13 protein-coding genes are annotated in these 13,928 nt (G+C 71.1%); 12 read left to right on the forward strand and 1 reads right to left on the reverse strand.

The window, feature by feature from the left end:
- Positions 1-12: 12 nt before the first annotated feature.
- The 3 genes from ACZ7GZ_RS29390 to ftsH all read left to right on the forward strand — a co-directional run bounded on the left by ACZ7GZ_RS29390 (position 13) and on the right by ftsH (position 6,161).
- Positions 13-2,457, forward strand: coding sequence for a [protein-PII] uridylyltransferase (locus tag ACZ7GZ_RS29390; RefSeq protein WP_471028770.1), 2,445 nt, complete (start codon positions 13-15; stop codon positions 2,455-2,457).
- Between the two features lie 121 nt (positions 2,458-2,578).
- The gene (ffh, locus tag ACZ7GZ_RS29395) at positions 2,579-4,126 is read left to right on the forward strand and encodes a signal recognition particle protein (protein ID WP_471028771.1); all 1,548 of its coding nucleotides are present in this window, start codon (positions 2,579-2,581) and stop codon (positions 4,124-4,126) included.
- Between the two features lie 91 nt (positions 4,127-4,217).
- The gene (gene ftsH / locus ACZ7GZ_RS29400) at positions 4,218-6,161 is read left to right on the forward strand and encodes an ATP-dependent zinc metalloprotease FtsH (protein ID WP_471028773.1); all 1,944 of its coding nucleotides are present in this window, start codon (positions 4,218-4,220) and stop codon (positions 6,159-6,161) included.
- On the opposite strand, the gene ACZ7GZ_RS29405 is transcribed toward ftsH, so the two are convergent.
- Entirely contained in the window at positions 6,158-7,000 is an 843-nt protein-coding gene (locus ACZ7GZ_RS29405; RefSeq protein WP_471028774.1) for a class I SAM-dependent methyltransferase, read from the reverse strand. The genes ftsH and ACZ7GZ_RS29405 overlap by 4 nt on opposite strands.
- A gap of 578 nt (positions 7,001-7,578) precedes the next feature.
- On the opposite strand from ACZ7GZ_RS29405, the gene ACZ7GZ_RS29410 reads away from it, so the two are divergent.
- The 9 genes from ACZ7GZ_RS29410 to lepB (ACZ7GZ_RS29450) all read left to right on the forward strand — a co-directional run bounded on the left by ACZ7GZ_RS29410 (position 7,579) and on the right by lepB (ACZ7GZ_RS29450) (position 13,820).
- Entirely contained in the window at positions 7,579-8,175 is a 597-nt protein-coding gene (locus tag ACZ7GZ_RS29410; RefSeq protein ID WP_351024471.1) for a hypothetical protein, read from the forward strand.
- A 310-nt stretch (positions 8,176-8,485) separates the two neighbouring features.
- Entirely contained in the window at positions 8,486-8,905 is a 420-nt protein-coding gene (gene rpsP, locus ACZ7GZ_RS29415) for a 30S ribosomal protein S16 (protein WP_030785131.1), read from the forward strand.
- Positions 8,906-8,910: 5 nt separating this feature from the next.
- Complete coding sequence (locus ACZ7GZ_RS29420) at positions 8,911-9,150, forward strand: RNA-binding protein (protein WP_003973401.1); 240 nt, start codon at positions 8,911-8,913, stop codon at positions 9,148-9,150.
- 82 nt (positions 9,151-9,232) lie between these two features.
- A complete protein-coding gene (rimM, locus tag ACZ7GZ_RS29425; RefSeq protein ID WP_471028775.1) occupies positions 9,233-9,787 on the forward strand; it encodes a ribosome maturation factor RimM in 555 nt (184 codons plus the stop codon).
- Positions 9,787-10,620: a tRNA (guanosine(37)-N1)-methyltransferase TrmD gene (gene trmD / locus ACZ7GZ_RS29430; protein WP_471028777.1), complete on the forward strand. Its 834-nt coding sequence runs from the start codon at positions 9,787-9,789 to the stop codon at positions 10,618-10,620. Before rimM ends, trmD begins: the two co-directional genes overlap by 1 nt.
- Positions 10,621-10,755: 135 nt before the next feature.
- The gene (rplS, locus tag ACZ7GZ_RS29435) at positions 10,756-11,106 is read left to right on the forward strand and encodes a 50S ribosomal protein L19 (RefSeq protein WP_076091320.1); all 351 of its coding nucleotides are present in this window, start codon (positions 10,756-10,758) and stop codon (positions 11,104-11,106) included.
- Between the two features lie 63 nt (positions 11,107-11,169).
- Entirely contained in the window at positions 11,170-11,871 is a 702-nt protein-coding gene (gene lepB, locus ACZ7GZ_RS29440; RefSeq protein WP_471028778.1) for a signal peptidase I, read from the forward strand.
- Positions 11,864-12,955, forward strand: coding sequence for a signal peptidase I (gene lepB / locus ACZ7GZ_RS29445; protein ID WP_471028779.1), 1,092 nt, complete (start codon positions 11,864-11,866; stop codon positions 12,953-12,955). The genes lepB (ACZ7GZ_RS29440) and lepB (ACZ7GZ_RS29445) overlap by 8 nt, the downstream gene beginning before the upstream one ends.
- Entirely contained in the window at positions 12,843-13,820 is a 978-nt protein-coding gene (gene lepB, locus ACZ7GZ_RS29450) for a signal peptidase I (protein WP_471028781.1), read from the forward strand. The genes lepB (ACZ7GZ_RS29445) and lepB (ACZ7GZ_RS29450) overlap by 113 nt, the downstream gene beginning before the upstream one ends.
- Positions 13,821-13,928 lie beyond the last annotated feature (108 nt).

The raw sequence follows: 13,928 nt of genomic DNA on the forward strand, positions 1-13,928 counted from the left end.
GGGAGTCGCTGGGTGTCGGGAACGGACGTGCGTACGGAAGCAGAGGACTCGGGACCCAGCGGTTACGCGGCGGCCCGGCTGCGCCTCCTCACCGAGGGGGCGCGGTCCGGGCCGCCGCGCCGTGCCGCCCTCGCGGAGCTGACGGACGACTGGCTGGCCGGACTGTTCAGCGCGTCGGCCCGCGATCTCCGGGGCGTCTCCCTGGTCGCCGTCGGCGGCTACGGCCGCGGCGAGCTGTCCCCGCGCAGCGACCTCGACCTCCTGCTGCTGCACGACGGCTCCGACCCGGCCGCGGTCGCCGCCCTGGCCGACCGCCTCTGGTACCCCGTCTGGGACCTCGGCCTCGCCCTCGACCACTCCGTGCGCACCCCCGCGGAGGCCCGGAAGACGTCCGCGGAGGATGTGAAGGTCCAACTCGGCCTTCTGGACGCCCGCCATCTCGCCGGCGACCTCGGCCTCACCGCCGGACTGCGTACGGCCGTCCTCGCCGACTGGCGCAACCAGGCCCCCAAACGCCTCCCCGAACTCCAGGAACTGTGCGCCGAGCGCGCCGAACGCCAGGGCGAGCTGCGGTACCTGCTCGAACCCGACCTCAAGGAGGCCCGCGGCGGGCTGAGGGACGCCACCGCCCTGCGTGCCGTCGCCGCCTCCTGGCTCGCCGACGCCCCGCGTGAGGGCCTCGCGGACGCCCGCCGGCGCCTGCTCGACGTACGGGACGCGCTGCATCTGGCCACCGGGCGCGCGACCGACCGGCTCGCGCTGCAGGAACAGGACCAGGTGGCGGCCCAGCTGGGTCTGCTGGACGCGGACACGCTGCTGCGGCAGGTCTACGAGGCGGCGGGGGTCATCTCGTACGCCAGTGACGTCACCTGGCGCGAGGTGGGGCGCGTGTTGCGTTCGCGCGCCGTGCGCCCGCGGCTGCGCGCCATGCTGGGCGGCGGCAAGCCGGTCGCGGAGCGGTTGCCGCTGGCGGAGGGGGTGGTGGAGCAGGACGGCGAGGTGGTGCTCGCCCGCGCCGCGCGCCCGGAGCGCGATCCCGTGCTCCCCCTGCGCGCCGCGGCCGCCGCCGCGCAGGCCGGCCTCCCGCTCTCCCTGCACGCCGTACGGCGCATGGCCGCCGCCGCACGCCCCCTGCCCACGCCCTGGCCCGCCGAGGCCCGCGAGCAGCTGGTGACGCTGCTCGGCTCCGGACGCCCGACGGTGGACGTCTGGGAGGCACTGGAGGCGGAGGGCCTGATCAGCCGCCTCCTGCCGGACTGGGAGCGGGTCCGTTTCCGCCCGCAGCGCAATGCCGTGCACCTGTGGACGGTCGACCGGCACCTGATCGAAACAGCCGTCCGCGCCTCGGAACTGACCCGCCGCGTCAGCCGCCCCGACCTGCTCCTGGTCGCCGCCCTGCTGCACGACATCGGCAAGGGCTGGCCCGGCGACCACTCGGTGGCCGGCGAGATCATCGCCAAGGACGTCGCCGCGCGGATCGGCTTCGACCGCGCGGACGTGGCCGTGCTCTCCACGCTCGTCCGCCACCACCTCCTGCTGATCGAGACCGCCACCCGCCGCGACCTGGACGACCCGGCCACGGTCCGCTCGGTCGCCGAGGCCGTCGGCACCCAGAGCACCCTGGAACTGCTGCATGCCCTGACCGAGGCCGACGCCCTCGCCACCGGACCGGCGGCCTGGTCCTCCTGGCGCGGCTCCCTCGTCGCCGACCTGGTCCGCCGCGTCCGCGCCGTGCTCGCCGGGAACGCCCTCGACGAGCCGGAGCCCGCCGCGCCCACGACCGAGCAGGAACGACTGGCGATCGAGGCGTACCGCACGGGAGGCCCGGTCCTCGCGCTGCGCGCCCAGACGGAACCGGTCGCGGAGGAGGGCGGCTCCGGCGAACCCCTCGGCGTCGAGCTGCTCATCGCCGTACCCGACCAGCCCGCGGTGCTCCCCGCGGTCGCCGGCGTCCTCGCGGTCCACCGCCTCACGGTCCGTACGGCGGAACTCCGCGCCCTGAGCCTGCCCGACGACGTCGAAGACGGCTCGGTCCTGCTGCTCGACTGGCGCGTCGCCGCCGAGTACGGCTCCCTGCCGCAGGCCACCCGGCTGCGCGCCGACCTCGTCCGCGCCCTGGACGGCACCCTGGACATCGCCGGCCGCCTCGCCGAACGGGACGCGGCCTACCCCCGCCGGCGCGGCTGGGTCGCCCCGCCGCCCCGCGTGACGGTCGCCCCGGCGGCCTCCCACCACGCAACGGTGATCGAGGTCCGCGCCCAGGACGCCCCGGGGCTGCTGCACCGCATCGGCATGGCCCTGGAGAAGGCGGGGGTACGGGTGCGGAGCATGCACGTGAGCACGCTGGGCTCCAACGCCGTCGACGCGTTCTACGTCACCACCGGCACGGGTGTGCCACTGCCGGCGGCGGACGCCGCGTCGACGGCGAGGGTGCTGGAGGAGACGCTGCGGGCCTGACCCCGCGGCCTCGCCGTCCGCGCGCGCTCACTCGAGCGGGCGCGCGAGGACGAAGAGGTTGCGCGGCCAGATACCCTGGAAGACGCTCAGACTGCCCCCGACTCCGAGGACCGACGCCGCCGTGTTCGATACTCTCTCCGATCGCCTCTCAGCGACCTTCAAGAATCTGCGCGGCAAGGGGCGTTTGAGCGAGGCGGACATCGACGCCACCGCACGCGAGATCCGCATCGCGCTCCTCGAGGCGGACGTCGCCCTGCCTGTCGTGCGCACGTTCATCAAGAACGTCAAGGAGCGCGCCCTCGGCGCCGAGGTCTCGCGCGCGCTGAACCCGGCCCAGCAGGTCCTGAAGATCGTCAACGACGAGCTGGTGACCATCCTCGGCGGCGAGACCCGGCGTCTCCGCTTCGCCAAGCAGCCCCCCACCGTGATCATGCTGGCCGGCCTGCAGGGTGCCGGTAAGACCACCCTCGCGGGCAAGCTCGGCCGCTGGCTGAAGGAGCAGGGCCACTCCCCGCTGCTCGTCGCCGCCGACCTCCAGCGCCCGAACGCCGTCAACCAGCTCAGCGTCGTCGCCGAGCGCGCGGGCGTCGCCGTCTACGCGCCCGAGCCGGGCAACGGCGTCGGCGACCCGGTGAAGGTCGCCAAGGACTCCATCGACTTCGCCAGGTCCAAGGTCCACGACATCGTGATCGTGGACACGGCCGGCCGCCTCGGTATCGACGCCGAGATGATGCAGCAGGCCGCGGACATCCGCGACGCGGTCGGCCCCGACGAGATCCTCTTCGTCGTCGACGCGATGATCGGCCAGGACGCCGTCAACACCGCCGAGGCGTTCCGCGACGGCGTCGGTTTCGACGGCGTGGTGCTCTCCAAGCTCGACGGTGACGCCCGCGGTGGTGCCGCCCTGTCGATCCGGCAGATCACCGGCAAGCCGATCATGTTCGCGTCGAACGGCGAGAAGCTGGACGACTTCGACGCCTTCCACCCGGACCGGATGGCCTCCCGCATCCTCGACATGGGTGACCTGCTCACCCTGATCGAGCAGGCGGAGAAGACCTTCAGCCAGGAAGAGGCCGCCAAGATGGCCTCGAAGCTGGCGTCCAAGAAGGGCCAGGACTTCACCCTGGACGACTTCCTGGCCCAGATGGAGCAGGTCAGGAAGATGGGCTCCATCTCCAAGCTGCTCGGCATGCTCCCGGGCATGGGCCAGATCAAGGACCAGATCCAGAACATCGACGAGCGGGACGTCGACCGCATGGCCGCGATCATCAAGTCGATGACCCCGGGCGAGCGCCAGGACCCGACGATCATCAACGGCTCCCGCCGCGCCCGTATCGCGAAGGGTTCCGGTGCCGAGGTCAGCGCGGTGAAGAACCTGGTCGAGCGGTTCTTCGATGCCCGCAAGATGATGTCGCGCATGGCGCAGGGCGGCGGGATGCCGGGCATGCCGGGGATCCCGGGCATGGGCGGCGGCCCCGGCCGGCAGAAGAAGCAGCAGAAGAAGGCCAAGGGCAAGCAGCGCTCCGGCAACCCGATGAAGCGCAAGCAGCAGGAGCTGGAGGAGGCCCAGCGCCGCGAGGCCGCCGCCCAGGGCAACGCCTTCGGGGTGCCGCAGCAGGGCGGCCAGGACTTCGAGCTGCCGGACGAGTTCAAGAAGTTCATGGGCTGAGTCCCGCTCGTACGCCGCTGAGGGCGTCCCCCGGTCGAGGGGGGCGCCCTCAGCGCATGCCGAGGCCCGCCATGTGCCGTAACGTCCAGATATGAGCGATGCGGTGCCACCGCGCAAGACTCCTGATCAGCCGTGGCGCACCGAGGGCAACCCAGATGAGTCGCCCCGGCGGCCCACCGGCGGAAGGATCCGCGGCGCTAAGTGGTGGGGGCTGCTCGTCACTGCGGTGATCGTCTTCCTGCTGGCCTATGTCGGGCTGAACTATCTCGGCCAGGGCAACCAGCCGACGATCTCGTACACGGAGTTCAGCAGACAGGTCGCCACCGGCAACGTCGCCAAGATCTATTCCAAGGGCGACGCGATCCAGGGCCAGCTCAAGAGCGCGCGGGCCGATCCCGAGGGCGGCGGGAAGTACACCCGGTTCAAGACACAGCGCCCGGCCTTCGCGGACGACAGGCTCTGGCAGAGCCTGAGCAGCCACGGTGTCACGGTGACGGCACGGCCGGTCGTGCAGGAGCGCAGCCTGCTGTCCAATGTGCTGATCTCGCTGATCCCGATCGTGATCCTGGTCGCGGTGTGGATCTTCTTCGCGCGGCGGATGGGCGGGGCCCTGCCCGGTGCGGGTGGCCTGTTCGGCCGCCGGGCGCCGCCCAAGCCGGTCGGGCTGCGACCGGGCACCGAGCGCACCACCTTCGCGGACGTGGCCGGTATCGACGAGGTCAAGGGCGAGCTGGACGATGTCGTCGACTTCCTGGAGCACCCCGACGTCTACCGCGGCATGGGCGCGAAGCTGCCCCGCGGTGTGCTGCTCGCCGGGCCGCCCGGCACCGGCAAGACGCTGCTCGCACGCGCGGTCGCGGGCGAGGCCGGCGTGCCGTTCTTCTCCGCTTCGGCGTCCGAGTTCATCGAGATGATCGTCGGCGTCGGCGCGTCCCGCGTCCGCGAACTGTTCGCCGAGGCCCGGAAGGTGGCGCCGTCGATCATCTTCATCGACGAGATCGACACCATCGGCCGGGCGCGCGCCGGGGGCGCGTCGATGAGCGGGCACGACGAGCGCGAGCAGACGCTGAACCAGATCCTCACGGAGATGGACGGCTTCTCGGGCTCGGAGGGTGTGATCGTCATCGCCGCGACCAACCGCGCGGACATCCTGGACCCTGCCCTGACCCGTCCCGGCCGCTTCGACCGGGTGGTCAACGTGTCCCCGCCGGACCGCGGCGGCCGTGAGGCGATCCTGCGGATCCACACCCGTGAGATACCGCTCGCGCCCGACGTCGACCTGGCCCAGCTGGCCCGCGTCACACCCGGCATGACCGGCGCGGACCTGGCCAATCTCGCCAACGAGGCCGCTCTGCTCGCGGTCAAGCGCAAGCAGCAGAAGGTGACCGGGCCGGACCTGTCCGAGGCGCTGGAAAAGGTCCAGCTGGGGGCGGAGCGCACCCTGGTGATGCCCGAGGAGGACCGCCGCCGCACCGCCTACCACGAGAGCGGCCACGCCCTCCTGGGCATGCTGCAGCCCGGCGCCGATCCGGTCCGCAAGATCACCATCGTGCCGCGCGGCCGGGCTCTGGGCGTGACCATGTCCACGCCGGAGGTGGAGCGGTACGCCCACTCGGAGGAGTACCTGCGCGGCCGCATCATCGGCGCTCTGGGCGGGATGGCGGCGGAAGAGGTCGTCTACGGAGTGGTCACCACGGGCGCGGAGAACGACCTCGAGCAGGTCACCAACATCGCGCGCGGGATGGTGGCCCGCTGGGGCATGAGCGATCGGGTCGGCCGTCTGTCCGCCCTGCCGAGCGATGCCCAGCAGGCCTACGGGCTGTCCGCCGCGCCGCAGACCCTTGACGTGATCGACGCGGAGATGCGGCGGATCGTGGACGAGTGCTACGAGGAGGCCCGCCGCAAACTGCGCGACCACCGCGGCCAGTTGGACGCCCTGACGCAGGCACTGCTGGAGAACGAGACGCTGGAGGAGGCGGACGCGTACCGGATCGCCGGGATCACCCGCCTGACCAGGGACCTCGACGAGGTCTAGGGCACCCGGGCGACGAGGTAGCGGAAGACGTTCGGCATCCACACGGTCCCGTCCGGGCGCCGGTGCGGGTGCAGGGCCTCCGTCAGCTCCTTGTCGACCTGCTTGGCGTCGGTCGCCGCGGTCGCCGCGTCGAACAGGCCGGTCGACAGCAGCCCGCGTACGGCGCTGTCGACATCGGCGTAGCCGAACGGGCAGGCCACCCGCCCCGAGCCGTCCGGCTTCAGCCCCGCCCGCTGGGCGACCTCCTCCAGGTCGTCCCGCCGGGCGGGCCGCCAGCTGCGCGCGCTGCGCAGGGGATCGGCCAGTTTCGTCGCCACCCGCAGCACCGAGGAGGTGGCGCAGCGCTCCGGCGGGCCCCAGCCGGTCAGCACCACGGCGGCGCCGGTCGCGGCCAGGGGCAGTGCGTCCGCGAGCAGTTCACCGAGCCCCTCGGAGTCGTCGGCGAGGCAGCCGATCGGCTCGAACACGGTCACCAGGCCGTACGCGGCCGGCTGAGCGCCGGTGGCGTCACGGGGCGAGCCGTCGACGAGCCGCGCCGCCGCACGCGCGCGTGGACGGCCTCTTCCGTCGTACGCGGCCACGCCGCCGCTGCCGCCCCGCGGGGCGCCCGGCAGCAGACGCGCGCGGGCGAGGGCGAGCCGTTCGGGGGAGGTGTCGACCCCGGTCACCGTGGCACCTCTGCCCGCCGCCAGCAGCAGGGCGAGCCCGGAACCGCAGCGCAGGCCCAGCAGCCGGGTGGCGGGGCCCACTTCGAGTCGTTCGTGGACGGCTTCGTAGAGCGGCACCAGCATCCGCTCCTGGATCTCGGACCAGTCACGCGCGCGTGCGCACAGGTCCACGCGGGGTGCGGAATCCGCGTGAGATGCGTGCTGTCGCACGAGCGTAGGTGTCATAGGTAAGCGCCCCAATCCGCCGACAGTTCGCCGCTGTGCCCGGTTGTGTGGCCCCCGTTGCCGTGCGCGCGCACTTCCCACGTATGTCAGGTAACTCCCGGCTCGCGGCTCCGTCCAGGGGGTGTGGGGTTCCGCTTGGGCTCCGGACGCGGGTGTGGCGAGATTTCACATCCTGGTCATCTGGAAGGTCATACCGTGTCCGCTTCCGGGGTAGCGGCCGGTGCCGGGGTGCCGGACGGCGAGCGGTAACGTCACGGCCGTCACAGACGCTGACCGAGGTGAGGCATCGCGAGGAGAGCGGCCGAAACGTCTCTTGCGCAACCGCCGACCACAGTCGCACCGGGCCGTACATGCCGCGTCGTACGGCGGACTACGCACCAGCTTGGTAGGAGCTGTGCGTCTTCTCCGCAGATCAGCGCACCCGCCCTCGTCCGGCCGCATCAGCGGCAACTGACGGGTACGTGCAAATTATTTGAGATGACCCGGAATAGGAACACATTCGAGCTCCCGCTCGTTGTCATTACGTGAGCACGACACAGACACCACCTGTTCTCGCCGCAGAGCTGGCGCAGGCGTGGGCCGACATTCAGCGGTACCACCCCGAGCTGCCGGACCTCGCCGCGCCAGAGTCCCTGATCGGGGAGTCGTCGTCCGCGTGCGGTCACGAACTCTCCTTCGAGCGACTGCTCCATGAGGCAGTCCACGGCATCGCCGCCGCCCGTGGGATCCGCGACACCTCCCGCGCCGGCCGCTACCACAACCGCCGTTTCCTCGCGATCGCCGAGGAACTGGGCCTCGACCACCCCGAGGAGCCGCACCCGAGCAGCGGCTTCTCCCTGGTCACGCTCAACCCCGAGGCCAAGCGACGCTACCGCCCGACCATCGAGCGGCTGCAGCGCGCGCTGCGGGCCCACACGGCGGCCACCTCGTCGGACACCTCCCGCACCTTCCGCGGTCCGGCCGCCCGGCACGGATCCTCCGGCGGCGGCGTCCGTGTCAAGGCGGTCTGCGACTGCGGCCGCAACGTCCGCGTGGTCCCCTCGGTCCTGGCCCAGGCCCCCATCGTCTGCGGCGGCTGCGGCAAGCCGTTCAGAATCCCGGAGGTCGCTGGAGCGGCGTGACCGCCGGCCGCGAGCACCGGCATCTCGTGGGTGCCGGTCGGGGCCGAGCGGCAACTTCACAGCACCGGGCAGCGCACCCGACGTGACCTCACCTCCACGCCGGGTGCCGCTGAGGCATGCCCAGGCCTCGGCTCACCCACCCTCGGCCAGAAGTGCCCCGCGGGGTGTGGCACAATGGCTAGCTGTACTCGACAGCCGCACAGGACCCCTCTCTCCTCCGGCTGACGCGTCCATCGGGCACTCGGGTACCGCAACCCCACGCGGCAGCTCGCCGTGCCCAACCACGTCAAATCCAGGAGAACCCACTCCCGTGGCAGTCAAGATCAAGCTGAAGCGTCTGGGCAAGATCCGTTCGCCTCACTACCGCATCGTCGTCGCCGACTCCCGTACCCGCCGTGACGGCCGGGCCATCGAGGAGATCGGCAAGTACCACCCGACCTACAACCCGTCGGTCATCGAGGTGGACGCCGAGCGCGTGGCGTACTGGCTGGGTGTCGGCGCGCAGCCGACCGAGCCCGTTCTCGCCATCCTGAAGAAGACCGGCGACTGGCAGAAGTTCAAGGGCGAGCCGGCTCCCGCGCCGCTGCTCGTCGCCGAGCCGAAGCCGGCCCGTCCGTCGTTCGAGGCTCTCGGCGGTGACGACGAGGGCAAGGGTGAGGCGATCACCCAGAAGAAGAAGGCTGAGAAGAAGGACGAGGCCGCTGCCGAGTCCGAGTCGACCGAGGCCTGAGCAGCATGCTCGAAGAGGCGCTTGAGCACCTCGTGAAGGGCATCGTCGACAACCCTGACGATGTGCAGGTCGCCTCGCGCAACCTGCGTCGCGGGCGCGTGCTCGAGGTCCGGGTCCACCCGGACGACCTCGGCAAGGTGATCGGCCGCAACGGCCGCACCGCGCGCGCCCTGCGCACCGTCGTGGGCGCCATCGGCGGTCGCGGTGTCCGCGTCGACCTGGTCGACGTGGATCACGTCCGCTGATGCTTCATCGCAACCGGCTCGGGCCGGGGAGGGCCACTGGGCCGTCCCCGGCCCGCAGTCGTATGACAGGAGATTTGGACAGGTGCAGCTGGTAGTCGCACGGATCGGCCGTGCCCATGGCATCAAGGGCGAGGTGACCGTCGAGGTGCGTACCGACGAGCCGGAACTCAGGCTCGCGCCCGGCGCCGTACTCGCCACGGATCCCGCCGCCGCGGGACCGCTGACCATCGAGACGGGGCGTGTCCACAGCGGCCGCCTCCTCCTGCGCTTCGAGGGCGTCGCCGACCGCAACGCGGCCGAGGCCCTGCGCAACACCCTCCTGATCGCCGAGATCGACCCGGAGGAGCTGCCCGAGGGCGAGGACGAGTACTACGACCACCAGCTCATCGACCTCGACGTGGTCACCGAGGACGGCGTGGAGGTCGGCCGGATCACCGAGATCTCGCACCTGCCCTCGCAGGACCTGTTCATCGTGGAGCGCCCGGACGGGACCGAGGTCATGATCCCCTTCGTGGAGGAGATCGTCACCGGGATCGACCTGGAGGAGCAGAAGGCCGTCATCGCCCCGCCGCCGGGCCTGATCGACGACCGCGCCGAGATCGCGTCCGCCCGGGAAGCCTCCGGAGAAGAGTCGTAATGCGCCTCGACGTCGTCACGATCTTCCCCGAGTACCTGGAACCCCTGAACGTCTCCCTCGTCGGCAAGGCACGCGCGCGTGGTCAGCTGAACGTCCACGTGCACGACCTGCGGGAGTGGACGTACGACCGCCACAGCACGGTGGACGACACCCCGTACGGCGGCGGTCCCGGCATGGTCATGAAGACCGACGCCTGGGGCGACGCCCTGGACACGGTCCTCACCGACGGCTACGAGTCCGGCGCTCATGCCCCCGCACTGATCGTCCCCACGCCGAGTGGCCGCCCCTTCACCCAGGAACTGGCCGTCGAACTCTCCGAGCGCCCCTGGCTGATCTTCACGCCGGCCCGCTACGAGGGCATCGACCGGCGCGTGATGGACGAGTACGCGACCCGGATGCCCGTCTACGAGATCTCCATCGGCGACTACGTGCTCGCCGGCGGCGAGGCGGCCGTCCTGGTCGTCACGGAGGCCGTCGCCCGGCTGCTGCCCGGCGTCCTCGGCAACGCCGAGTCCCACCGCGACGACTCCTTCGCGCCCGGCGCGATGGCCAGCCTCCTGGAAGGCCCCGTCTACACCAAGCCGCCCGTCTGGCGCGGCCGGGACATCCCGGACGTGCTGCTCAGCGGCCACCACGGCAGGATCGCCCGCTGGCGCCGCGACGAGGCACTGCGGCGTACGACCGCCAACCGGCCCGACCTGATCGAGCGCTGCGACCCGAAGGCCTTCGACAAGAAGGACCGCGAGATGCTCTCCATCCTGGGCTGGGAGCCCGACCCGGACGGGGAGCCGTACGGCCGATTTTGGCGGCGGGCCGAGGGCGTGGAAGAATAGGCCGCTGCTGTGCGCCCGTCCGGCGTGCGCCCCTGCCACAGGGGGAGACGACGCCCGCCCCGACCCGCACGGCAGACTTCCTGTACACCTAGTTTCCGTTGATGACCTGTGGCATCAGCGAAGAAAGCAGACGAAATGTCTCACCTGCTCGACTCCGTCGACGCCGCGTCGCTGCGCAGCGACATCCCGGCCTTCCGCCCGGGTGACACCGTCAACGTCCACGTCCGCGTCATCGAGGGCAACCGCTCCCGTGTGCAGCAGTTCAAGGGCGTTGTGATCCGTCGCCAGGGCTCCGGTGTCCGCGAGACCTTCACGGTCCGCAAGGTCTCGTTCTCCGTCGGCGTCGAGCGCACCTTCCCGGTGCACACCCCGATCGTCGAGAAGATCGAGCTGGTCACCCGTGGTGACGTGCGCCGCGCCAAGCTGTACTACCTCCGTGACCTGCGCGGCAAGGCCGCGAAGATCAAGGAGAAGCGCGAGAACTGAGCGCTTCCCCGGTGTCACGGCCCTCACCGGGTTCATAGCGGAGCCGGATAGCATCTGGCTCCGATGGACACCGAAGCACAGCCGACGGAACGCGACCGCTCCTCCCACCCGGACTCCCCGGGTCCGGAGGAACGGTCGCGTTTCGCGTTGGTGGCACGGATCGCCGACTGGCTGCCGGGCGGCCGGATCACCCTCACCCTCTTCGCCTGCCTGGCGTTTTTGCTGGTCCTCAACGCTTTCGTGGTGCAACCGTTCCAGATTCCGAGCGGATCCATGGAACAGGGTTTGAGGATCGGGGACCGCGTTCTCGTAAATAAGTTGGCGTACCGTTTCGGTGCCCAGCCGCGCCGCGGCGATGTGATCGTCTTCGACGGCACCGGGTATTTCGGGGACGCGGACTACGTCAAACGCGTTGTCGGGGTGGGGGGAGACCATGTCGTCTGCTGCGACAAGAAGGGAAGGATCGAGGTGAACGGCCGCGCGGTCGACGAGTCGGCGTTCCTCTATCCCGGGGACAGCGCCTCCAGCGTGCCCTTCGACGTCGCCGTGCCCGCCGGCCGTCTGTTCGTCCTCGGCGACCACCGCAGCGACTCCAGCGACTCCCGGGATCATCTCGGCTCGCCCGGCGGCGGCATGATCCCGGTCGGTGACGTCATCGGCCGCGCCGACTGGATCCTGTGGCCGTACGCCCACTGGACGCACCTGACGCTGCCGTCCGCCTACGCGCGCGTGCCCGCCGCTTCGCCGGAGCGGGCCCATGGGTAACCGCGGCAAACGGCGCGGGGTGCCCAGCAGTCCCGCCGACGATCTGCTGCCCACCGGGTCGCGCCGCGCCTCCGCGCCCGGCGGCGGCCGTACGCGCGCGGAGCGGCGGAAACTCCAGCGCAAGGTCAAACGCAAGCGCCGGCGTTCAGCGGTTCGGGAGATCCCTCTCCTGGTCGGTGTGGCCGTCCTGATAGCGCTGGTTCTGAAGACCTTCCTCGTCCAGGCGTTCGTGATCCCGTCCGGCTCGATGGAGCAGACGATCCGGATCGGCGACCGCGTCCTGGTCGACAAGTTCACCCCGTGGTTCGGCTCCAAGCCGCAGCGCGGGGACGTCGTCGTCTTCCACGACCCGGGCGGCTGGCTGGCCGACGAGCAGACGGCCAAGAAGCACGACCCGGTCGTCGTCAAGCAGCTCAAGGAAGGCCTCACCTTCATCGGCCTGCTGCCCTCCGACAACGAGAAGGACCTGATCAAGCGGGTCATCGGAGTCGGCGGCGACCACGTCAAGTGCTGTGACGCGCAAGGCCGGGTCACCGTCAACGGCGTACCGCTCACGGAAGGCGACTACCTCTATCCGGGGAACTCGCCCTCCGCCACCCCCTTCGACATCACCGTGCCCAAGGGCCGGCTGTGGGTGATGGGCGACCACCGGGACAATTCGGCCGACTCGCGCGCCCATCAGAACACCTCCTACGGCGGCACGGTCTCCGAGGACTCCGTCGTCGGCCGGGCCGTCGTCATCGGCTGGCCGGTCGGTCACTGGACACGTCTGCGGGAACCTAAAACCTTCGCAAGCGTCGCCGACTCCGTGTCGGCGGTGACCGCCGGTCCCCGGCTGTCGCATAGGGTTGCCCCCGAGAACCCGAACGGAATGACCCGGCTCCCGACCCCTGCGGAACTCCCGCTCGTTATGGGAGTGGTGGGCCTGCGCCGTGTGTGGGGCAGGCGGCGGCACAGAGTAAGGAGTTGGCGTGGGGGATGTGGCGGTTGGCGCACGGTCGGGGCACGACGGCGAGGAGCACCGCGGGCACCCCGTGGAAGCGAACGTCCCCGTCCCGGACGGCGCCATGATCTCCGGGAATGACCCGGCGGGTGGCGAGGGCACACCGCAGGACGGGCAGCGGCCTGCGACCGGGGACGCGAGTGCCGGCGAGGCCGCCGGCCGGGCGAGGAAGCAGCGCTCCTTCTGGAAGGAGCTGCCGATCCTGGTCGTCATCGCGCTGGTCCTGGCGCTGCTGATCAAGACGTTCCTGGTGCAGGCGTTCTCGATCCCGTCCGCCTCGATGCAGAACACCCTGCAGGTGGGTGACCGCGTCCTGGTGGACAAGCTCACCCCGTGGTTCGGCTCCGAGCCCGAGCGCGGCGAGGTCGTCGTCTTCCACGACCCGGACGACTGGCTGGCGGGCGAACCGACGCCGACCCCGAACGCGGTGCAGCAGGTCCTCAGCTGGATCGGCCTGATGCCGTCCGCGAACGAGAAGGACCTCATCAAGCGCGTGATCGGCGTCGGCGGTGACACCGTCCAGTGCAAGGGCACCGGCCCGCTGCTGGTCAACGGCAAGGCGCTGAACGAGCCGTACGTCTACCCCGGCAACACCCCGTGCTCCGACGACGCGGGCGGCCAGTTCAAGGTGAAGGTCCCCAAGGGCTTCATCTGGGTGATGGGCGACCACCGCCAGAACTCCAAGGACTCGCGCTACAACCAGTCCGACAAGCACCACGGCATGGTCCCCGTCGACAAGGTCGTCGGCCGCGCGATCGTCAAGGCCTGGCCGGTCAACCGCTGGGGCACCCTGCCGATCCCGGACACCTTCGACCAGCCCGGCCTCGGGGAGCAGGCCCCGGCGTCCACCGCCCTGACGGTGGCCCCGCAGGGCGTGGCGATCGCGGCGGTGCTGCCGGTGGCGGTGTGGCGGCGCCGCAGGGCGGTGCGGGCGGAGCGCGGCTGAGCGGCAGCGCTCTTCCAGCCGGCCGAGTCGGGCGATGAGTGGGCGAGGCGGGGTCCAGGGGCAAAGCCCCAGGGACGGAGGGCCCAACGAGTCACCCGGGTGGGTGGG

This window comes from Streptomyces sp. NPDC037288, from assembly GCF_055603265.1.

Excerpts from the sequence above, each read along its gene's own strand:
- rplS (WP_076091320.1), top strand. The coding sequence starts at position 10,756 with ATGTCTCACCTGCTCGACTCCGTCGACGCCGCGTCGCTGCGCAGCGAC.
- trmD (WP_471028777.1), top strand. The coding sequence starts at position 9,787 with ATGCGCCTCGACGTCGTCACGATCTTCCCCGAGTACCTGGAACCCCTG.
- lepB (WP_471028778.1), top strand. The coding sequence starts at position 11,170 with ATGGACACCGAAGCACAGCCGACGGAACGCGACCGCTCCTCCCACCCG.
- ftsH (WP_471028773.1), top strand. The coding sequence starts at position 4,218 with ATGAGCGATGCGGTGCCACCGCGCAAGACTCCTGATCAGCCGTGGCGC.
- lepB (WP_471028779.1), top strand. The coding sequence starts at position 11,864 with ATGGGTAACCGCGGCAAACGGCGCGGGGTGCCCAGCAGTCCCGCCGAC.
- ACZ7GZ_RS29420 (WP_003973401.1), top strand. The coding sequence starts at position 8,911 with ATGCTCGAAGAGGCGCTTGAGCACCTCGTGAAGGGCATCGTCGACAAC.